We start from the raw sequence: 20494 nt of genomic DNA, 5'->3' as shown, positions 1-20494 counted from the left end.
ATAAATTTAATTTCTTATTTCATATATATAAACCATATATACCAATCTAACTTCAAGATGCGTGTGATATCTCCCAGCTTCGCTGGAGGGATATCAAGTTTCATATAGTGTCGTAAATGGCAACTTGAAGTTTAATGCGTATAAATTCACAACTTATCAACAACACATAAAAAGTATTAATAATGATGCATCATATTTGAGTTCATAAAAACACGCTATACTCAATAGCTATTTGGTTTATATTTACTTAATATATAAATATGCAATTATAACTAAATGGGTTAACATTCCATTTTCAAACTAAATAGATCAACAATAATTTATATTTTTTAAATATTAATTTTTATTTCAATATCAATGTCTATTTGAATAATGAATCAGATTACGTTTTTAAAATCATCTATCGATTAATTATCTACATTAACAAAACCTTAAAAAAACCACAAAAGCATTAATAAAAACAAGGTAAAAAATCGAAAAATTATTTTTGACCACAAAAAAATCACATTTAAATCTAACACAAAAATTCATTTAGTTATATAATGACAGTAGATATTTAATAATAAAAAAATACTTCATGCACTCATCAAAAAATGATTACTCACGATACGGAAAATTAGGAGTATTAGATGAAAAGGACGACGGGCTTAAATCAAAAGAATATTTGCACGATCCAATTAACTATGCCAGATTTCAATATCCTGGAACATAAACAAAGAGGGCTATATATTTTACTTGATGGCGAAATGGTATGGAAAGATTGTATAAACACTTATCACATTAAAGCAAATGAAATCCTTTTTACCCACCCCGGAAGTTATGCAGCTAAAACCAATACAGAAAGTTGCCAACTATTATGGTTACCGTTACACATGGAGTTTTTACGTAGTTTTTTACAACGTTTCGGATCATTATTAAGTCAGTTAGGGCGACAGGAGTTTCCTGCTTCTAGGTTGATTCCTTTTAACCAATCCCCCTTGTTAACGGAAAGTATTCGCGGGCTGACGAACTTACTGACGCATGATTCCCCTCCAGCTTTGGTTCAACTGAGAGTTGAAGAGTTATTGTTACTGCTTTCCTTGGGTAAGCAGGGGACACTACTCATGTCTATTCTACGGAAATTAAGCAACCGTCAGGTAGAACGCCTGCAAACATTTATGAAAGCTCACTATCTCAAAGAATGGAAATTAAATGACTTCGCACGTGAATTTGGTATGGGGTTAACTTCTTTTAAGGAGCTTTTTAACAGTGTCTATGGCACTTCCCCCAAGGCCTGGATTAGTGAACAACGCATTCTTTATGCACATCAATTATTACTCAATAGCGAAATGAGTATCGCCGATATTTCACTGGAATCGGGTTTTTCCAGTCAGTCCTATTTCACTCAAAGCTATCGCCGACGTTTTGGTTGTACACCTAATCGCTCCAGATACGGCAAAGATTAGCGATTCATTTAATAACGAATCGTTAGTGTGATATTCCATAAATCAAGGCCTTCCAGTTTGATATAAACTTGTTTAGATCAAACTGAAAAGCCGCAATCCCAACTAGGCGAAGAGATTATGATCGTTTTTATCGATCAATCTCCTCTAATTGATCTGTGCAATCCATTGGACGGCGGTATCTCATATCACATATAGTCATGGTGACTCATTACTGTTTAGGGCTAATCCGACTAAGCTCTAAGTCACCACCAGGGATTTTTATATTTGCCGTATCTTTGGCCTGCTTCCGCGCAGGCTTTTTTATTCTTTTTTCTTGCTATCCGCACTATAAAAGACCGTACCTAATTTAATTCTTTCACGGCCGATAGCCAGGCGATGACGATTAGTATCCCGCAACGAGTAAATACAGCCACAATATTCCTGCTGATAGAACTCTTCTCGTTTACTGATTTCTATCATACGGGCAGATCCGCCCCCTTTGCGCCAATTATATTCCCAATACATTAAGTCAGGGTAACGGGAAGCGGCACGAACTCCACATTCATTGATTTGCTGCATATTTTTCCAGCGTGAAATCCCGAGTGAGCTGGTAATCACTGGAAAACCATGTTCGTGGGCATAAAGCGCTGTTCGTTCGAAACGCATATCGAAACACATTGTACAACGAATACCGCGTTCAGGTTCATTTTCCATTCCTTTCGCGCGTTCAAACCAATTATCACGATCGTAATCGGCGTCGATAAAAGGAATACCCATCTCCTGCGCAAAACGGATATTTTCATCTTTGCGCAACTCGTATTCTTTCAGGGGATGAATATTCGGGTTATAGAAAAATATTGTGAAATCAATCCCTGAAGCCAACATTGCTTCCATCACTTCCCCAGAACATGGTGCACAACATGAGTGCAGCAGCACTTTCTTGTTCCCATTTGGCAATGGAAGAGGTTTACGCTCATAATTCAGTGACATAATATTTCTTACCTGATTCAGACAATAAAAAATCAGGAAGAGAACAAATCCCCTTCCTTGTGTTTACTGGGTAGACATTTTACCTTCTTCTACTGGCTTACGACAATCTTTGTAAAAGGATCAAGCCTCCGGTACTTCTGGTAAAACTTGCCCACCATCAACGACTATCGTTTGTCCGGTAATATATTTCGCTTCATCGGAAGCCAGGAAACAGGCAGCATAGCCAATATCTTCTGGCGAACCCAAAGCCCGCATTGGCGTGATCTCTTTCGCATAACTGAGGAACTCATCACCAAATGACTTTAAACCTTCCGTCATGATCATGCCTGGCATAACCGCATTAATAGTGATGCCTTGTCCCGCGTATTCCAACGCGGCACTGCGCATAAACCCGAGTTGCCCCGCCTTACTGGCACCATAGTGGCTGTAACCCTGAATGCCTGTTATTTCTCCCGTTATTGATGACGTGATAACAACGCGCCCGTAACGCTGCTTTTCCATGACATTCAATGCCGCCTGTACCAGGAAAAATGTCCCTTTAAGGTTGACCGTGTGCACTAAATCCCAATCCGCCGCAGTCATATCTTTCAGATAATGCTGTGGAAAAATACCTGCATTGGAACAAAGAATATCGAGCCTACCGTACTTTTCAACAATCTGGGAAATCACGTTTTTACATGCTGCTTGATCAGTCACATCAAGGGGAATGAAATCCACCTCCAGCGCTTTGGCAATAGCTTTTCCTCTCAGCTCATCAGTGCCGGAAATAATAGTAACAGCTCCCGCTTGCTTCAATACCTTGGCAATGCCCGTGCCAATACCTTTGGTGCCGCCTGAAATGAAAGCAATTTTTCCCGCTAAATCGAACATAGCTTTTCCTTTTATATTTAGTAGTGAGCGTTTTTTTATTATCTATACCTATTTCACTTCAAGATGCACATTGTTTCTCCCCGCTTCGCGGGGAGAAACAATGAGTTATGTTGTCTTATAATGAGTAAATTGAAAGGTAACGCGTATATACGCATTACAATTGACAACATTATATTAAACCTGATATTTCCCCGCGAAGCGGGGAGATATCACACGCACCTTGAAGTTAGATTGGTATAAAATAGAATTATTCAATTTATTTTTAAACCGTAACTTTATCAGGTTTAATTAATGAAAGCTGCATATTAAAAAACATAAAATAAGGCCGCATTATTTACATGAAAAATTGAAATAAAACCCCCTCCTTAAATTTTTCCGATATTGCTTATTCTTCTGCCAGAGATTACTTTTAAAGTACGTAACATTTTATTAACGATAATGAGATGGGGTGAAAAGTATGATTCTCAATAATTCATTCTTACATGAATATACCGGTACAGCATTATCACCGATTTTATTTCTTAAAAGGGCTGTATTAAGCAATGGTAGTGATATTGCCATTATTGATGGCAAACAACGTTGGACCTGGCACCAATATGCCAATCGCTGTGAAAGGATTGCTATCTCTCTCCAACAATTGGGAGTAGATAAAGGGAGCGTAGTCTCGGCTATTTTACCCAATATCCATGAATTGCTTGAGTTACATTTTGCTGTTCCTTTATCCGGCGGTATTCTTAATGCCTTGAGCACCCGAACAGATGCAGCCACATTAAATTTTGTTTTTGAAAAATTGCATCCCAAGATATTATTTATCGACAAAAACTATCTTTCGCTATTAAATAATGTCTCTTTCAATAATCCAATTAAGATAATTATTGTTGGTGAAAATAATTTAGCGATTCCTATATCCCCTGCCGGCCATGAATTTATCGCTTACGAATCACTGGTAACCGAACACTCATCAAAGTCACTCTCATTTATCCAAATTGACGAACAAGCCACTATTAGTATCAATTGCACTTCGGGCACCAGCGGGCAACCAAAACTGGTTGTGTATTCTCACCGTGGGGCATTTTTAAATGCTATTTCCAATATCCTGGATTGGGACATGCCTAAACGTCCCATCTTTTTATGGACTCTTCCCATGTTTCACTGTAATGGTTGGTGTTTCCCCTGGACAGTTGCGGCACGGGCGGGCACACACATCTGTATCAGAAAATTTGATGCAGAAGAAGCAATGCAACTGATCCAGGAACATCACGTTACCCATTATTGTGGTGCCCCGATTATTCACTACTCTTTAGGCAAGATAACGCAAAAGCATAAAAAGCATTTTAATGGTCGTGTTTATGGCCTGATTGCTGGTGCCCCACCGACAGAAATGATGTTTTCATTGCTGGACGAAGTCGGTATCAATGCAACGCATGTTTATGGATTAACCGAAACTTATGGCCCTGTGGTTGTTTGTGAAAACAAGCATGAATGGCAATCACTGCCAAAATCAGAAAAAGTCTTAAAACGGATGCGTCAGGGAATTGTCTCTAATTTGCAAGGTCAGGTGAGCGTTATTGACGAAAATAACTTAGCAGTGCCTTTTGATGGCAAAACCATCGGTGAGATCGCAATCCGCGGTAATATCGTAGCAGCTTATGATCCTGTACGCCATGTTACACCGGAGGTCACTAACCAATGGTTTTATACGGGTGATTTAGCCGTCGTCGATCCTGATGGCTATATCAAAATCATCGATAGGAAAAAAGATATCATTATTTCCGGTGGTGAGAATATTTCCAGCCTTGAACTGGAAAATGCCTTATCCAGTTACCCAAGTGTATTAGCGGTTGCTGTTGTGGCAAAACCCGATCCCTTTTGGGGAGAAGTCCCCCATGCTTTTATTGAACTCGATGAAAATACAACAATCACGGAGCAAGAATTAGACGATTATATTTGTACGGTAATAGCACGCTATAAACGCCCTAAAGGATATACTTTTTTAACTTTACCGCGAAATGCCAATGGCAAAGTGGTAAAAGATCAATTGAGGAAACGTGTCAAAGACTAATATAGCCAGCATAAAGAGAATAACGATAAATTAATCCCTTGGGCTTAATTTACGGCGCTATTACGTGCGGCCTTTCTAACGCCGGTAAATTGATCCCACTGCTTGCCAATTTCCCCATATGGCAATACATCGAGCAGGCTGCATCAATCAGCGACATCGCCATGGCCGCACCACTCCCCTCACCAAGGCGTAAATCTAAATGCAAGTAGGGTTGCAAATTCAAATATCGTAGCGCCAATACCGCACCTTTTTCTGCCGACAGATGGGAAGGGATGCAATACTCCCGTGCGATGGGAGATAGTTGACATGCGGCTAATGCTGATGCGTAGGACAAAAAACCATCAAGTACCACAGGTACACCAGAAGCCGCTGCCCCCAGAATCACACCAGCCATGCCGACAAGTTCAAATCCTCCCACTTTTGCCAACACATCAATGGCGTTATTGTGATCTGGCTGATTGATGGCAATAGCCTGCCGCACAATGGATTGTTTATACGCCAGCCGCTCAGAAGGAAAGTTAGCGCCTAACCCAACCACATCACAGGGATCATTGCCTGTCAGGACACTGATAACCGCGGCTGCCGCAGTCGTATTGGCAATTCCCAGCTCACCAATACCAAATACCGTTATTCCTGCTGCAATACGCTGTTGCACCAATTGTGCGCTTGCCAGCAACAACATTTCAGCGTGTCCATAATCCATCGCAGCCCCCTTGGCAATATTACCGCAGCCCCGTGCGATTTTAAGGGACAACATATGTTCGATAGGATCACAATCTATGCCAATATCCACCGGCAAAACATGTGTTCCACTGTTTTTCGCCAGCACACAAACACCTGTTAATCCTTTCAACATATTGCGTGCCTGTATGGCCGTAACGTTTTTAGGTGAAATAGCCACACCTTCGTCATATACACCATGATCAGCACACATGACGATAATCTCTTTTTGCAGATTTTGTAGGCCAACAATACCTGGCATACCCGATAATTGTATCGCCAACGTTTCAAGACGCCCCAAACTTCCCAATGGCTTGACTAGGCTGTCAATGTGCTGTGCCGCTTTTTCCATATTTCCCCGATCCAAGGGTTGGATCGCATCAATCAATGATTGTAGTGTCATGTTTATCCATCCAACCGACATTCTGTCGAATCGTTGAATACGTACAAAGTGGTAAATTCCGCATGGTGATGGCTCCTTGCTGGAAGGCAAAAGACCACACAGCATTGATAGGTCGTTATTGCCAAATCATTGCCAGCAAAAAAACAACTTCCCCTACCTCAATGGAAGCTCCCAGCGTATCGCCCGTTTGTCCACCAAGACGATAATTGAAATAGAGAGCCAGCCCGTAAACCACAAGTAATGACACCATCATTGCCGACAAAGTTTGCCAATTCCCCAGCACCATCACCAATACAATACCAGCCAACAAAGTCAGCGTAGTTGCAGAGAAGCTAATTTGGCCAACGTAACTGCTTCCCATTCCCTCGCCTTCACGGGCGTCACGTTGCGCATACATTAAAAGCACCACGGCTGTTCGTCCGACAATCGATGCACAGGTCAACAAGGCAAGTAAATAAAAGGGAGGATGATAAGATAATTCAACAACAGCGAATGTTTTGAGGGCAAGACAGAAAATTAACCCAACACCACCATACGTTCCAAGTCGGCTATCGCGCATAATTTCCAGCATTTCTTTACGCTGGCGGGAGGAAAAAAGCCCATCACATGTGTCTGCCAGTCCATCTACATGTAAGCCTCCCGTCAATAACACCAAAGCCAACACATAACCCATCGCACCAATATACATTCCCCCACCCGACTGGCTGATCGAAAGTGATACCAGCCCAGCCAGACCACCAACAATGAACCCAATCAACGGAAAATAAGGCACACCACGCCAATATTGACGAAAATCGACACCTGTCGCCCACTTTTTGGGGATCGGAAGCCGTGTCATAAACTGTAGTGTGGCCCAAAAAAGATGCAGTTTCATTTGATCTTGACTCCAATGCCCGAAACTATCAGCCAGACTTCTTTAGCCGCTTGAGCCAACTTTTGGTTGGCACGTCCAGCAATATCGACAAAATGGCGTGCCAATCGATTTTCAGGTGTAATGCCCATCCCCAACTCGTTGGTCACCAAATATACTGGCATCGGACACATCAAGCTAGCATCAATCAGGTCATCAATCTGATGATGGATAATCACCTCTAATGAGGTGAAATCAAGTTCATCAGGTGATACACCACCCGATAAGTCAAACAACAAGTTAGCAATTAGTGTGGTAACACACTCTAGTATAACGCCCTCTTGGGGTTGGCGGTGCTGGCGGATAACAGAGCCTAAATTTTGATGACCTTCCCAGGTTCGCCAATGTGCTGGACGTTCCTGTTTATGTCGCTTAATACGCGCCGCCATCTCTTCATCTGTGACCTGTGCCGTCGCGATATATAACACTTGCTCGCACTGTTTAGTGAGCAAGCGTTCAGCATAGCTACTCTTGCCACTGCGAGCACCGCCAGTCACCAAAATCATGGCATCACTCCGCCAGAGGTGTGTTCATGCATTAATTGATAAATCCGCGCGATATCCAGATGCTCACGCATACTGGCAGCCAATCTATTGAATTGTTTTTCTTTGTGCTGGAAGTAATTAAACGCTCCATTTTCCAGTGGAACGTCGCCTTTTCTGATACGCAATTGATTTAATAGTGGGCGGGTAAACGTGTTTTGATCAAACAGGCCATGCAGATAACTGCCCATTACCAACCCATCTTGAGCAACTGCACCCTCAAATCCATTTTTTTCCCCACTATTGCGCCAATGTATTTGAGCAAAAGGTGTTGCCTGCTGGCCAAGCCGAGTGGTTCCCATATGGATTTCATAGCCCGCAATGGGTTGTTCGCTGCATAGTTTCAGCATACCCGACAATGCAGGCATAACTACTCCCTCAACCTGCGCGGTCTGTTTTTCATTGGCAAAGTGGGTTTGTGTATCCAATAAACCTAATCCGGCCATTTGAGTTAAGCCGGATTCCACGCCATCCACAATCTGCTTACCTAACATTTGATAACCACCGCAGATCCCGATAATCGGCACATTTTTCTGACGGGCTATGATAATTGCCTGCTCAAAACCCTGGCTTTTCAACCATGCCAAATCTGCCAATGTATTCTTGCTGCCAGGAAGAATAATAAGGTCGGCTTCCTGAAGTTCAGAAGGTTCGGAGACATAATGCAAAAACACATCCGGTTGAGCAGCCAGCGCATTGAAATCGGTGAAATTGGCAATATGAGGGTATTGGATGACAGCAATATCCAGACAGTCTTCTGTTTTTTGTTGCTGTCGATCATATTTACCTACCTGTAACGCGACACTGTCTTCATCTTCCAGATCAAGCTCCAACCACGGCAACACCCCCAATATCGGTACTTGTGTCAAGGCTTCGATCTGATCGATGCCTGATTGCAACAAGGCGATATCACCGCGAAATTTATTGATGATCACCCCCTTGATACGCGCTTTTTCCGCAGGTTTAAGCAAGGCTAATGTGCCGTAGATGGATGCAAATACACCACCCCGATCAATATCTGCTACCAAAATGACTGGAGCATCCACTAATTCAGCCATCCCCATATTAACAATATCGCGATCACGCAAATTGATCTCAGCCGGACTGCCCGCCCCTTCTAACACCATGATATCCGTTTCTGCCGCTAACCCGTTATATGCCATCAAAATCTGCTGGAGCAATTGCGGCTTATATTCGTGATATTCCACCGCATTCATGCTGCACATCACTTTCCCCATAAAAACCACCTGGGCCTTGCGATCGCTGGTGGGTTTTAACAATACAGGATTCATCCGTACATCCGGCGCAATCCCTGCTGCTTCCGCCTGAAATATCTGCGCTCGTCCCATCTCTTTACCGTCTGCGGTAACCCCAGAATTAAGCGCCATATTCTGTGATTTAAAGGGAGTGCAGCGATAGCCATCTTGGGCAAATATCCGACAAAATCCCGCTACCAGCACACTTTTGCCTGCATCAGATGCCGTTCCCTGAACCATCAGCGATAATGTCATTCTATTTTCTCCTGTATTTTAACCCACCCTCACTACTTACCTTGATAACTGCCCGTTTTTATTAACCAAAATCGTTGAAAAATATGATAATTCCTGCATCCTCTCTTTTTCGCTGAAGGACAGTGTGGCGAGATTATGCCAACATTGCTCAGTCGGCAAAGTCGCATCAGCCATCATCAACGCATGTTCTAACAGATTATGACGTTGCAGCAGGTCACTGATCTGGGGAAAACGCGAGTAGACTTTCATCAGGACAATGCAATCGTAATTGAGTAATGCTTGCTCTAAGACAGCTTCAGAAGCGGTACAGGCAATCACAGCCAATGTCTGATCCTCCATCGCCAGTGGCATCGCACTGGCGGCAGCAATAGCGGAAAATGAGGTGATCCCTGGCACAATTTCCAGCCATGAGGGAGAAGTCATCTGTTTCGGCACCAACCGCTGCAAAAGAAATACCCATGTACTAAACAGCATGGGATCGCCCAAAGTGATAAAACCGACTTTCCTGCCATTCGCGACTTCCTCTTTCAAATTTTGCGCCACTTCATCCCACACTGCTTGTTTTGCTGACATGTCGGCTTTCATTAAAAAGTGATAAGTGCAAACGTGAGTGTTCGGCGAAAGGTATTCTTCAATGATGGAGTGGGCGAGACTTTTGGTGCCTTTTTTTCCCGTCGGGGTATAGATCACATCAAGCTCAGAAAGAATACGCGCAGCCCGTACAGTCACCAGATCACTGGCTCCTGGGCCAACACCCATAACATACAGTTTTCCTGCTGTTGCTGTTTCGTTCATAAGGCTTTCTCCTGATCATTAAGCGCATAGGCAAGGTGATCGACGAACATCTGCCGAATCATTGGGTTTTCTCCCAATCCCTGTAACCAGGGGATCGCAACAATTCCCGCATCCTCCAACTGTGATTTCCAGGAGTCGTCTTCATTGGAAGCCATATCATTAGTGGCATGATCGCCTGCCACCAGCATCAATGGCATCAAATAAGCCTTGCGGATTTTTTGCTCTTTTAATCCTTTGATGATCAGAGGAAGTTCGGGGTAACTTTCGACCGCGCCTACCCGTGCCGGAAAATGGGAGTGGCTCATCAGGTGATCTAAACAGGCGTAGGCAGAAAAAGCCGGGTGGGTTGTACCGTGTCCCATAAAAACGACACATTCATTCTCTGCCAACCGCGGAAGCTGGTGGCGCAGTGCCCGCATCAATTGCAGATAGTCATCAAAGTGGCTAAGCAGAGGCGTACCCAGCACCAACCGCTTAAAACGAGGGCGAAATTTCTCAACCTCACGCCGCACTTTTTCATATTCATCGCCATTAATGATATGCAGGCATTGAACAGCAACATCGTGATAACCTGCGTGATGCAATCTGGTCAGTGCATCGTGGGGAGTATCAATGTGAATGCCATCGCGCTGACGCAATTTGCGAATGATCATGCCAGAGGTAAAGGCCCGAAATAGTTCCCTATCTGGAAACACTGAGGCTAATTGCTGCTCACAGGCTTCAATATTGTTTTTCAGCGTTTCGGGATAACTGGTTCCGAAACTTATCACCAATAATGCTTTTTTCATTTCGCTTTTCCTTATTGGTTTATTTACGTACCAAAATTCGCCAATAACTGTGCCATCTCTTCCAATCCATTGGCCTGCGTGATCCCTTCTCCGGCAAATTTCTGCCCTGGGCGACAGAGCACAATGCAGGGCAACCCAAGGGAAAGGCAAGGCTCCACTTTTTCCCTGAATCCTCCTTGCTCACCAGACTCTTTGGTAATTACAACCTCTGCCTGACAAAATTGGTAAAATGCCCGATTGAAATCGGCACTGAATGGGCCTTTCAGGGCAAAAATCTGATCAACTGACAAACCACAAGATTCACACAGCGCCAAAACTTCTGCGGTGGGCAATACACGGGCCAGTACGGTTTTTCCTGGCAGGTGCGTCACGTAATCGGCCAATTGCTTACTGCCGGTTGTCAGCAAAATACGGGTTGCCAAACTGGTTGCTATTTCACACGCTTGCTTAATAGTTGCCACTTTATAGATAAGGGGATGTTCAATAGCATCAATATCGCTGGGACGAATATAACGAATAAGAGGGATGCCTAGCGTTTGGCAAGCATCGACAATGTTTTGGCTCAGCCGTTCAGCATAAGGATGGGACGCATCAATGACCATTTTCGTCCCTCGCTTTCGCAAATATTCGGCCATCTCTTCGGCTTCCATCCTGCCGGTAACAATTTCACCGCGAACCCCCATCGCCTGCTGTGCCCCCGTCGGCGTTGCCACTGATAAGCCATAATCTATTCCGGCAACATCCATCATCACACAAATCTGGCGGGCATCGCTCGTACCGCCAAAAATGTGAATCAATGGTTGTCTCATAGCTTGTATCCTCTCGGCGTGATCATCAGGCCATCACGTATATACGTTGACTGGTTACCCACTATTACCAGACTGCGCATATCAACACGGGAAAAATCCATTGAGCCAAAAGTCGTCAGCCATTTATCTTCCTGTTTGCGCCCTGCCGCTTTCACCACACCAACGGGCGTTTCTGGTGATTTCCACGGCGCCATCAAGGAAAATGCCCGTGCCAAATGCTCTTCCCGTCCGCGACTGCGCGGATTATAGAAACAGACCACAAAATCGGCTTCTGCCGCAGCCTGAACCCGCTTTTCAATGACCTCCCACGGGGTGAGCAGATCACTTAGGCTGATATGACAAAAATCATGCATCAATGGTGCACCAAGCAAGGCAGCGCAAGCCGTACTTGCCGTCACTCCCGCCACCAACCGAACGTCTACATTGCGCTTTTGCTGGCTGACCAATTCCAAAATCAAGCCTGCCATGCCATAAATACCCGCATCACCACTACAAACTACCGCCACATTTTTACCTTGCTCAGCCAACTCAATGGCTGTCTGGCAACGTTCAATCTCTTTGCACATGCCAGTTTTGATAACTTCTTTATCACCGACCAGTGGTTTCACCAGATGGGTATAGGTTTTGTAACCCACCACGATGTCAGCCGCTTTCAATGCCGCAATCGCCTCCTGCGTCATCATGGCTTCACTGCCGGGACCAATTCCAATGACTGTTAACATAGATGCAATACTCCTAATGTGATGGTGACGCCCTGCTCACGCAGGGTATGGCCAACCAGATGCCCCTGACTCATTAGCCAGGCCACAGGTTGGGAGACACAGCCTATGCCCACCGTTTTTCGGACAAATTCAGAAACCGGAAATGTCTGTTCACACTGAGCAAGCTGATTAACAGAGAAGATTTGGTATGGAATTTGGCGCTCTTGTGCCAATTGAATTAACGCCGGTTCATTTTTTTTCAGTTCAACACTGCCGACGGCTTTTAACGCCAAAGATTCAAGGTTATGTTCCGCCAGATGGCGATCTAATAATTCGGCGAGCCGCTCCGCTTCCACACCCCGCCGGCAACCAATGCCTGCAACAATACGGCAGGGGATTAATTTAAAAGTCGGGATTGCCAGTGCCAGATTTGTCCGTTCATAGCTGATGTATACCAGAGCATCCAGCTCAGGCCGTTCTTCCAGAGAGTCAACGGGAATAAACCCACGTGTGTCATAGTGATCTTTTTCATCACTCAAGTTCGGGTGCCACCATATTCCTACCCGCTTGCCATTAACCAGCATTTGGTTAACGGTTTTGACATTCGTCCGGAAATTCTCCATTGTTCCATCAATTTCTTGCGATAACAGATCCAATGCGGCAACTTGGTTAACATCGGTGGCAGTGGTGATCACCGCCTGACCATCGAGAATATCTGCAATCTGTTGTGCCAGTTTATTCGCGCCTCCCATATGTCCCGATAATAAACTGATAGCAAACTGCCCTTTTTCATCCAATACGACGACCGCTGGATCAGTCATTTTGTCCTTGAGCAGAGGCGCGATAATCCGAATGGCAATCCCCGTCGCGCCAACCATGATCAACGCACCATATTGGGTGAATACCTTGCGTACCGTATTGGCAAAACCGCCTTCAAATGCCTTGAACCCGTTACCACCATCTATAACGTCACTTGCCACCAATTCCGGGGAAGTGAAACAATCCACCGCTAAGTGGGTTCGCAAACGACGAGCCAATGCCATTCCCCCTTCTGTCAGGCAAAACAAGGCATATTCTTTGTTAGGTGACATTATTTTAGGTAACTCAGTCTTAGATAAGATTAAGTTAGGCGCTACGGTATTCATGGCTGAACCTCGCATCGTACAATTTCGAGTAGTGATACTCTTCGCCAAGAAAAGCCCCTACCAAGATCAAGGCCGTTTTACGGATGCCGGCGCTGCGTACCTGTTCAACAATCGTCGCCAATGTTCCCCGCACTATCTGGCAATCCGGCCAGGTTGCCTTGTAAACCACCGCAACCGGGGTTTCCTGTCCATATCCTCCCTGAATCAACCGAGCCACAACCTCTGTTATGTTTTGTACCGAAAGGAAGATCGCCATTGAAGTTTGGTGAGCAGCGAAGGCTTCCAACGTTTCCCGTGGCGGCATTGGCGTTCTGCCTTCCATACGAGTGATAATCAAACTTTGCGCGATTTCGGGCACGGTGTACTCCACGCCCAACTGTGCAGCAGCCCCAAGAAACGAACTCACTCCGGGCACAGAAACAAAACCAATAGCATGATTTGCCAGTTCTTCGGCCTGTTCACGTATGGAGCCAAACAGCGATAAATCCCCCGTTTGCAGGCGAACCACCAATTTGCCCGCTTTCACGCCATTTACCATCAATGCCGTGATTTCCGCTAACGTCAATCTCGCGCTGTCATGGCATTCGGCATCTGCACGGCAATAATCCAGTAACTCCCGATTAACCAACGAGCCGGCATAAATCACCACGTGCGCCTGACGTAATAATTGATAGCCTTTCAGGGTAATCAAGCTCTTATCCCCTGGCCCCGCACCAACAAACCAGACTTTTTCAGGATCAAAACTGACGTTATCTATCGGTTCAGAATTAATATATTCAGGCATCATCCCCCTCCTTTTGCTCAGACTCTTTCTGGCAGGACAGTAAATAAGTGGGATTGTTGGGTTTGAAATAATGTCCTTGCCCTAGTGCCGTCAGTTCTCCCACCTGAATTTCACGCCCATCAAGCGCTATCACCCGACAAGATTTCAGGTGCGATAATGCTTGCGTGAAGTTTTCCAGCAGGATAAAAGTCATGACTAAACGTCCACCTGAGTTCAGGTGCAATAATGCCCAATCAATGATTTCTGTCAGATACCCTCCCGTTCCGCCAATGAAAATAGCATCCACGGTGTTGTCCAATGGAATAGGGGCAATACCAGACTGGATACGAACCCGATGGCAGCCAAAATGCCGAATATTTTCAGCAAGCAATAACAGGGCCTCTTCCTTGCGTTCGATGGCAAGGATATCCAATGCAGGATAGCGCAAGGCCGCTTCAATACTGACGCTACCTGTACCTGCACCAACATCGATAAAACGGTGGGCTTTTTCCAGTTCCAATCGTTCCAATGCCAGCGCCCTAACGGCTTCTTTGGTCATGGGGATGCGATGACCGCGCAAAAACAGTTCATCTTTCATTCAGGTTCACCATTTAAAATCACCACTGCATTCAGGCCATAATCAATGTCGCCGCGTTGCACAACCTGTTCCGCCTGCAAACAAATAATTTGTTCATGTTCATGGGATAAATTTTTACCAATCACCATGCGCCGCTGCTGCCCGCGTGCCAGAATTTCTTGCGCAATCTGGTAAGGGCCAATGGCGTCATCCGTTACCATGGCGATTTTTTCGTGTTGCAGGAGCCAATCAAAATCCGGTTTGCGCCCGTGGCTGCTGGTGAGATAAATGTCGTTCATATCCAGCAAAATTTGGGCGCATAAATATTGGATTGAACTGATGCCAGAGATAATGCGGATATTTTGTCCAAAAAAATGCTCAGTGATCCGTTTGCCAATGCCATAAAAGAGAGGATCACCCGATGCCAGCACAATAATTTGCCGATGCTGATTCTGTTCAAGCCATTGCATCAATCCATCTACATCAGCATCCAAACGGCGGGTTTCCCCGTTGAAATGAGGAAATTCGGCAAGATGGCGTTTTCCTCCGACCAATACTTCCGCCTGTCTGATAGCGTCCAACGCCGCCAGTGTTTGGTTTGCAGTGGCGCCGGGGCCAATACCAACAACGGTGATCATCGGCAATCCTCCATAAAATCCTTCACTATCGAATCCACAGGCCGGTTGCAGCCTAAGATCTGGTTATCAAAAGAGAAGAGAATGGCATCACACTGCGGCTTACCACTGGCGAAACGTAGCATTTGGTCAATACGCCCGCAGATTTTCCGGGCAATCTGTTGGTATACAGCCTGCCAGCCCCGTTCTGCAATCAACTCAATGGCCGCTTCGGTGGTATCACATTGATCCACGGCCTGAATCAGTTCGAAAGGTGCTCCTATCAAGGCCAGATTGGCAATCAGAGTTTCCATGCGACCATCAGCAATATGGCTGTGGGTATGAAAAATACCGGCAGCGATTTTCACCAACTTGCCGACATGTCCTACCAGAACGATATGGCGGAACTCCAGTCGCACAGCTTCCTGCAACATATAACCGACAAAATTACTCATTGTGACGACATAATTCGCATCAATACCCAACTGCTGACTGACAAAACGCTCACCGTGATTTCCCGGTACAAAAATAATGTGATCCAACCCAGCGGCTCGTTTGGCTTCTAATTCCAGTGCCAGAGAACGTTTCCAGCTCTCTTCCGACATCGGTGTCACAATACCTGTCGTGCCAATAACCGAAATTCCCCCCTTAATTCCCAATCTGTCGTTATAGGTTTTCTTCGCCCGTTCCTCGCCTTCTGGAGCAAAGATGACGATATCTGCCCCACGGTGCGGACCGATGACCTCCCGTACCGCTTCTTCGATGGTATGGCGAGGGGTTTTATTAATGGCTGCCCAGCCTATCGGCAAACCCACCCCCACTCGCGTTACCCTGCCAATGCCTTCACCGCCATCCAGTGTGATCACACCGCTGTCATTCAGGGAAACACGGGCAAAAATCAACATACCGTGGGTTGCATCCACATCATCGCCACCATCTTTACGGATAGCGGCAACCGCCTGCTGTCCCTCAATCAAGGGTTGTTCGACATTCAAAGCCAAGGTGACACCAGAAGGCGTGACAATCGAAACCTGGTGAATAATCTGCTGGCGCAAGATCATCAATGCAGCAACCCGGGCAGCGGCTGTGGCACAAGATCCCGTGGTGTAGCCCTTGCGATACTGCTTGCCCCGATGCCAAACCATTCCGAGGTCATTGGCCTGCGTATCACTGATTTCATTCATGCCTGACCTCCGGCATCCGATACAGAATGGCGTTGATAATGGCGGCAGCAATATTACTGCCCCCTTACGCCCTTTTGCTGCAATGCAATTTAACCCGCTATTGATCAGGACATTTTTTGACTCTTCTGCGCCGACAAACCCAACTGGCACACCAACGACAGCAATCGGGGCAACTTGATGTTCCATCAAACGAAACAGCGCAGTCGGGGCGTTGCCGAAGACAAAAATCTTCTCCCCCGCTTCTTGTAAGGCCAGATCGACTGCTGCCATTGAACGTGTGATTTGCTGGGCTTTTGCCATTTGTATGGCACGGGGATCACTGACATAACAACGGCATTCGCTGCCATACTGAGCCAGACGCGTTTTATTGATGCCTGATAGCGCCATTGTCGTATCGGTATATAACGTACAACCACGCAAGATACCGTCGCGAATATGGCGCAAAACATCAGGGGAAAAATAGAGAATATCAAGCCAGTCAAAATCAGCCGTGGTATGGATCACCCGTTTGATCACCGCTTCTTGATCCGCATCCACAAAACGATAATCAGGCCACGATTCGAAAATAATCTGGCTGATAATGGCAAAGCTATTACTTTCGATCTGTTGGGGTTGACGGATGTAATCATTCATGCTGTTCCCTCCTTACACCATTACACTGACCAGACTATGCAGCAGCGCAAACAGCAGGAGTGCTATCACGGATGCCACCACCATCATCTGAACAGACTGTGGGATATCATTAGGCGTGACTTCACACCTTGCATCACCAATCCACGGCTTTTCGACAAGCTGATTAAAGTAGACATTCGACCCGCCAAGACGGATACCCAATGCCCCTGCTACAGTTGCTTCCGGCCAGCCACTATTGGGGCTACTGTGTTGGTAACGATCACGCCAGCCAATGCGTAACGCCTGCCTAAAATTCAATCCCTGCCATTTCGCGGCCATTGCCAGCAGAAGCCAGCCCAAACGGGCAGGCAGCCAATTCGCCACATCATCCATACGTGCCGAAAACATCCCCAATGCCCGATAGTGGGGTGTTTTATAGCCCACCATTGAATCAAGGGTATTGATTGCCTTATAAGCCATGGCAAGTGGAACACCACCAAGCATTAAGAAGAACAATGGAGCAATCACGCCATCCACGCTGTTTTCTGCCACGGTTTCAATCGCGGCACGGCTGATTTGTGGTGTTTGCAATTGGCCAGTGTCTCGACCGACAATTTTGCCAAGCTGTTGACGGCTGGCCGCTAAATCTCCCTGACGCAATGCCTGATAAACAGCGTTTGCCGCATCGCCTAAGCCACGCCCGGCCAACACGGTATAAATCAGCCAAACTTCAACCAAACATCCCAGCCAGAACGTCACGCCATAGGCCAATTGCAAAACCCAATAGCTCGCCAGCCAGACACTCCCTACAACCACCAGCCATAACAGTACACCGCCCCATTTCAAGTCGGTTTCAGTTTGGCAAATCCGGCGAATAAGTTGCTCAATTTGGTTGGTAAGTTGCCCCATCCAGCGTACTGGATGGGGCCAATGGGGAGGATCACCCAATTTCATATCCAGAATAAAAGCCGCAAACCACAATAAGACGGTCATAACAGCCTCCGTGCCATCATCAGCCAACGCCGGAGCAAATGGGGGCGTTGAGCAAAATGAATATGCAGATAGCTCGCCAGGGTATTGCCATTCTGATAGCCTCCCAGCCAGCTTTTCTGCACTGTTTTTAAGGTTTCTTTTGGATCACTCCATTTAATACACTGAAAAACGGGTGATTGGGCCGTGATAAAATCCGAATAATGGAATTCATGCCCGCGTAATGTTTCCCCTTTCGCCACTAAAGGCGTATCACACAGCGCCATGGCTTCACAGTAACCAAAGCGTTTCAGGTGATCTCCCATCTGGCTTTCACCGGCAATCAACCCTACCATGCCATGCCGAACACCATCTGCATCAATCAGGGTATCGCCGAGATACATCAAACCGCCGCATTCCGCATAAATGGGAATGCCTTTTTGCTGCGCCTGACGTAATGCCGTATGCATGGCGTGATTGCAAGACAGGGCCTGAGCATAAATCTCAGGGTATCCGCCCCCCAAATAGATCATCTGGCATTCAGGTAACCGATGATCATGCAGGGGACTAAACCGTTTGATAGTCACACCCGCTTTTTCCAACAACAACAGGTTATCAGGATAATAGAAGTAGAATGCCTCATCTTCTGCCAGAGCCAGCGTTAAGCCTTGCCCCATCACAGGATCAACAAGGGAATCAATATTGCCTTTTGGCAAGGAAGATAGCTGGGTTAATGTCAGCAACTTATCTAAATCCACTGAGGCTTCGATCTGCTGAGCCAGGCGAATCCAGCATTCTTCGCGTTGACTGACTTGCTCTTGCGCAGAGATCAGACCGAGATGGCGGGAAGGAAGGGTAACCTCTGGCATCACCGGCAACCGCCCCAAAACAGGAATACAGCAATAGCCCTCAATTGCCTGCTTTAATAACTGAAAATGGCTATCGCGATTGACGCGATTGATCAGCACGCCCACAATATTGACCGCTGGATCAAATTGCTGAAATCCCATCACTGTAGCGGCTATTGAGGTGGAAACCGCCTTCCCGTCCACCAATAAAACCACTGGACAGCCAAGTTGCTTTGCCATTGCCGCACTACTGCAATAATTGGGATCAGTACCATAGCCATCATATAACCCCATCACCCCTTCAATTACGGCAATATCTTGTTCAGCCATAACTTGGTTAAACAAACCATTCAGGATGAGTTCGGGTAGCATGAAAGCATCAAGATTACGTGAAGCAACGCCCGTCACAGCATGATGCCAGCCACCATCCAGATAATCAGGCCCAATTTTAAACGGCTGTACCCGCAGTGAACGGTTCATCAAGGCTCGCATGATGCCGAGAGCAACGGTGGTTTTACCACACCCGCTGCCTGTACCTGCAATGACAAAAGCATGTTTCTGTTGCATATGCTTACCCCAAAACATTTAAATCCTGTATTGGTGTTAAAATCGGTATTAGTTTTAAATCTGCAACGCAGATTCTCATTCATTGATATTTATCAAATAAACGTCGTTTAGTTCGTTTTCGACAAAACAATTAATATTCCATGAATAATGCCACCTTTTATCTCGTAACAAATAAGCAACTTAACAAAAAGAGTTGTCACAATATCAATTGCACATAAAAATAAAACAAAGAAATAAATTTATTTTAAAAATACACATTTTTCATTTTTATAAAAACACCCTCTATTATTTTTGTGATCTTGTTCATGATTATAAATCCTTAAAAACAATTTTTATTTTTAATACAATAAAAACTAATACACAACCGCAAGCCCAGCAATCAAAACACAATGGCAACACATTGAATTAATTAAAAATAAATTCATTGGTGATATAAATAAATATTCATATAGAAAAATGTTAACAACAGACAAAAATTCGACTTTAAAATAATTAAAACTTAATAATACGAATATTGATATAAATCAAATTCACTTACACCGCATTAAAGTAATAATTATAAAAAACTGAAATCGACATAACACTGCTCATAAGAACAAGAAGAAATCATCCATAAAGCAATAAATAAAAAAATATAAGGCAGAATAAACAAACTTTTATAAAAACAAAAAACAGAGCCTCACTATCCTG

The 20494-nt window shown here is 45.2% G+C and carries 19 protein-coding genes and 1 pseudogene; 2 read left to right on the top strand and 18 right to left on the bottom strand.

The window, feature by feature from the left end; all coding sequences use genetic code 11:
• The first annotated feature begins 629 nt into the window (after positions 1-629).
• A complete protein-coding gene (locus AAC853_RS02015) occupies positions 630-1445 on the top strand; it encodes an AraC family transcriptional regulator (protein ID WP_338884819.1) in 816 nt (271 codons plus the stop codon).
• 300 nt (positions 1446-1745) lie between these two features.
• Here the strand turns inward: AAC853_RS02015 and AAC853_RS02010 are convergent, their stop codons facing one another.
• Positions 1746-2414, bottom strand: a complete 669-nt coding sequence (locus tag AAC853_RS02010; RefSeq protein WP_340613540.1) for an epoxyqueuosine reductase QueH — start codon at positions 2412-2414, stop codon at positions 1746-1748.
• Positions 2415-2534: 120 nt separating this feature from the next.
• A complete protein-coding gene (locus AAC853_RS02005) occupies positions 2535-3284 on the bottom strand; it encodes an SDR family oxidoreductase (protein WP_340613539.1) in 750 nt (249 codons plus the stop codon).
• A gap of 457 nt (positions 3285-3741) precedes the next feature.
• Here AAC853_RS02005 and AAC853_RS02000 point away from each other — a divergent pair, with 457 nt between their 5' ends.
• Positions 3742-5346: an AMP-binding protein gene (locus AAC853_RS02000; protein ID WP_340613556.1), complete on the top strand. Its 1605-nt coding sequence runs from the start codon at positions 3742-3744 to the stop codon at positions 5344-5346.
• 49 nt (positions 5347-5395) lie between these two features.
• On the opposite strand, the gene cobT is transcribed toward AAC853_RS02000, so the two are convergent.
• From cobT to AAC853_RS01920, 16 genes and pseudogenes are all read right to left on the bottom strand, one after another.
• Complete coding sequence (gene cobT / locus AAC853_RS01995; RefSeq protein ID WP_340613538.1) at positions 5396-6469, bottom strand: nicotinate-nucleotide--dimethylbenzimidazole phosphoribosyltransferase; 1074 nt, start codon at positions 6467-6469, stop codon at positions 5396-5398.
• Between the two features lie 115 nt (positions 6470-6584).
• The gene (cobS, locus tag AAC853_RS01990; RefSeq protein ID WP_273570466.1) at positions 6585-7343 is read right to left on the bottom strand and encodes an adenosylcobinamide-GDP ribazoletransferase; all 759 of its coding nucleotides are present in this window, start codon (positions 7341-7343) and stop codon (positions 6585-6587) included.
• Positions 7340-7885, bottom strand: a complete 546-nt coding sequence (gene cobU, locus AAC853_RS01985) for a bifunctional adenosylcobinamide kinase/adenosylcobinamide-phosphate guanylyltransferase (RefSeq protein ID WP_340613537.1) — start codon at positions 7883-7885, stop codon at positions 7340-7342. The genes cobS and cobU overlap by 4 nt, the downstream gene beginning before the upstream one ends.
• Positions 7882-9432 (bottom strand): cobyric acid synthase, encoded by a 1551-nt coding sequence (locus tag AAC853_RS01980; RefSeq protein WP_273570464.1) that lies wholly within the window; start codon positions 9430-9432, stop codon positions 7882-7884. Before AAC853_RS01980 ends, cobU begins: the two co-directional genes overlap by 4 nt.
• 36 nt (positions 9433-9468) lie before the next feature.
• A complete protein-coding gene (locus AAC853_RS01975; RefSeq protein ID WP_340613536.1) occupies positions 9469-10227 on the bottom strand; it encodes a cobalt-factor II C(20)-methyltransferase in 759 nt (252 codons plus the stop codon).
• On the bottom strand, positions 10224-11015 hold the full coding sequence (gene cbiK, locus AAC853_RS01970) for a sirohydrochlorin cobaltochelatase (protein ID WP_273570462.1): 792 nt from the start codon (positions 11013-11015) through the stop codon (positions 10224-10226). Before cbiK ends, AAC853_RS01975 begins: the two co-directional genes overlap by 4 nt.
• A 23-nt stretch (positions 11016-11038) precedes the next feature.
• A complete protein-coding gene (locus AAC853_RS01965; RefSeq protein ID WP_340613535.1) occupies positions 11039-11824 on the bottom strand; it encodes a cobalt-precorrin-6A reductase in 786 nt (261 codons plus the stop codon).
• On the bottom strand, positions 11821-12546 hold the full coding sequence (locus AAC853_RS01960) for a precorrin-3B C(17)-methyltransferase (protein ID WP_189759941.1): 726 nt from the start codon (positions 12544-12546) through the stop codon (positions 11821-11823). The genes AAC853_RS01965 and AAC853_RS01960 overlap by 4 nt, the downstream gene beginning before the upstream one ends.
• On the bottom strand, positions 12540-13670 hold the full coding sequence (gene cbiG / locus AAC853_RS01955) for a cobalt-precorrin 5A hydrolase (RefSeq protein ID WP_422824165.1): 1131 nt from the start codon (positions 13668-13670) through the stop codon (positions 12540-12542). The genes AAC853_RS01960 and cbiG overlap by 7 nt, the downstream gene beginning before the upstream one ends.
• Complete coding sequence (locus tag AAC853_RS01950) at positions 13651-14457, bottom strand: cobalt-precorrin-4 methyltransferase (RefSeq protein ID WP_422824162.1); 807 nt, start codon at positions 14455-14457, stop codon at positions 13651-13653. The genes cbiG and AAC853_RS01950 overlap by 20 nt, the downstream gene beginning before the upstream one ends.
• Positions 14447-15031 carry a decarboxylating cobalt-precorrin-6B (C(15))-methyltransferase gene (locus tag AAC853_RS01945; RefSeq protein WP_340613534.1) on the bottom strand — a complete coding sequence of 195 codons (585 nt, stop codon included), beginning with the start codon at positions 15029-15031 and terminating at the stop codon, positions 14447-14449. Before AAC853_RS01945 ends, AAC853_RS01950 begins: the two co-directional genes overlap by 11 nt.
• Positions 15028-15648, bottom strand: coding sequence for a cobalt-precorrin-7 (C(5))-methyltransferase (locus AAC853_RS01940; RefSeq protein ID WP_340613533.1), 621 nt, complete (start codon positions 15646-15648; stop codon positions 15028-15030). The genes AAC853_RS01945 and AAC853_RS01940 overlap by 4 nt, the downstream gene beginning before the upstream one ends.
• Entirely contained in the window at positions 15645-16808 is a 1164-nt protein-coding gene (gene cbiD, locus AAC853_RS01935) for a cobalt-precorrin-5B (C(1))-methyltransferase CbiD (protein ID WP_340613532.1), read from the bottom strand. Before cbiD ends, AAC853_RS01940 begins: the two co-directional genes overlap by 4 nt.
• Positions 16801-17441: pseudogene (locus AAC853_RS01930) on the bottom strand (cobalt-precorrin-8 methylmutase). The gene cbiD and the pseudogene AAC853_RS01930 overlap by 8 nt, the downstream one beginning before the upstream one ends.
• Before the next feature lie 12 nt (positions 17442-17453).
• Entirely contained in the window at positions 17454-18413 is a 960-nt protein-coding gene (cbiB, locus tag AAC853_RS01925; protein WP_340613531.1) for an adenosylcobinamide-phosphate synthase CbiB, read from the bottom strand.
• On the bottom strand, positions 18410-19804 hold the full coding sequence (locus AAC853_RS01920; RefSeq protein WP_340613530.1) for a cobyrinic acid a,c-diamide synthase CobB: 1395 nt from the start codon (positions 19802-19804) through the stop codon (positions 18410-18412). The genes cbiB and AAC853_RS01920 overlap by 4 nt, the downstream gene beginning before the upstream one ends.
• Positions 19805-20494: the final 690 nt, after the last annotated feature.

Source organism: Xenorhabdus thailandensis, assembly GCF_037996785.1.
Taxonomy (GTDB): Bacteria; Pseudomonadota; Gammaproteobacteria; order Enterobacterales; family Enterobacteriaceae; genus Xenorhabdus; species Xenorhabdus griffiniae.
The sequence above is the reverse complement of the archived record's forward strand: the minus strand, read 5'-3'. Positions and strand labels throughout refer to the sequence as shown.

Coding starts and splice junctions, on each gene's coding strand:
- AAC853_RS02015 (WP_338884819.1), top strand. CDS start 630: ATGAAAAGGACGACGGGCTTAAATCAAAAGAATATTTGCACGATCCAA.
- AAC853_RS02010 (WP_340613540.1), bottom strand. CDS start 2,414: ATGTCACTGAATTATGAGCGTAAACCTCTTCCATTGCCAAATGGGAAC.
- AAC853_RS02005 (WP_340613539.1), bottom strand. CDS start 3,284: ATGTTCGATTTAGCGGGAAAAATTGCTTTCATTTCAGGCGGCACCAAA.
- AAC853_RS02000 (WP_340613556.1), top strand. CDS start 3,742: ATGATTCTCAATAATTCATTCTTACATGAATATACCGGTACAGCATTA.
- cobT (WP_340613538.1), bottom strand. CDS start 6,469: ATGACACTACAATCATTGATTGATGCGATCCAACCCTTGGATCGGGGA.
- cobS (WP_273570466.1), bottom strand. CDS start 7,343: ATGAAACTGCATCTTTTTTGGGCCACACTACAGTTTATGACACGGCTT.
- cobU (WP_340613537.1), bottom strand. CDS start 7,885: ATGATTTTGGTGACTGGCGGTGCTCGCAGTGGCAAGAGTAGCTATGCT.
- AAC853_RS01980 (WP_273570464.1), bottom strand. CDS start 9,432: ATGACATTATCGCTGATGGTTCAGGGAACGGCATCTGATGCAGGCAAA.
- AAC853_RS01975 (WP_340613536.1), bottom strand. CDS start 10,227: ATGAACGAAACAGCAACAGCAGGAAAACTGTATGTTATGGGTGTTGGC.
- cbiK (WP_273570462.1), bottom strand. CDS start 11,015: ATGAAAAAAGCATTATTGGTGATAAGTTTCGGAACCAGTTATCCCGAA.
- AAC853_RS01965 (WP_340613535.1), bottom strand. CDS start 11,824: ATGAGACAACCATTGATTCACATTTTTGGCGGTACGAGCGATGCCCGC.
- AAC853_RS01960 (WP_189759941.1), bottom strand. CDS start 12,546: ATGTTAACAGTCATTGGAATTGGTCCCGGCAGTGAAGCCATGATGACG.
- cbiG (WP_422824165.1), bottom strand. CDS start 13,670: ATGAATACCGTAGCGCCTAACTTAATCTTATCTAAGACTGAGTTACCT.
- AAC853_RS01950 (WP_422824162.1), bottom strand. CDS start 14,457: ATGATGCCTGAATATATTAATTCTGAACCGATAGATAACGTCAGTTTT.
- AAC853_RS01945 (WP_340613534.1), bottom strand. CDS start 15,031: ATGAAAGATGAACTGTTTTTGCGCGGTCATCGCATCCCCATGACCAAA.
- AAC853_RS01940 (WP_340613533.1), bottom strand. CDS start 15,648: ATGATCACCGTTGTTGGTATTGGCCCCGGCGCCACTGCAAACCAAACA.
- cbiD (WP_340613532.1), bottom strand. CDS start 16,808: ATGAATGAAATCAGTGATACGCAGGCCAATGACCTCGGAATGGTTTGG.
- cbiB (WP_340613531.1), bottom strand. CDS start 18,413: ATGACCGTCTTATTGTGGTTTGCGGCTTTTATTCTGGATATGAAATTG.
- AAC853_RS01920 (WP_340613530.1), bottom strand. CDS start 19,804: ATGCAACAGAAACATGCTTTTGTCATTGCAGGTACAGGCAGCGGGTGT.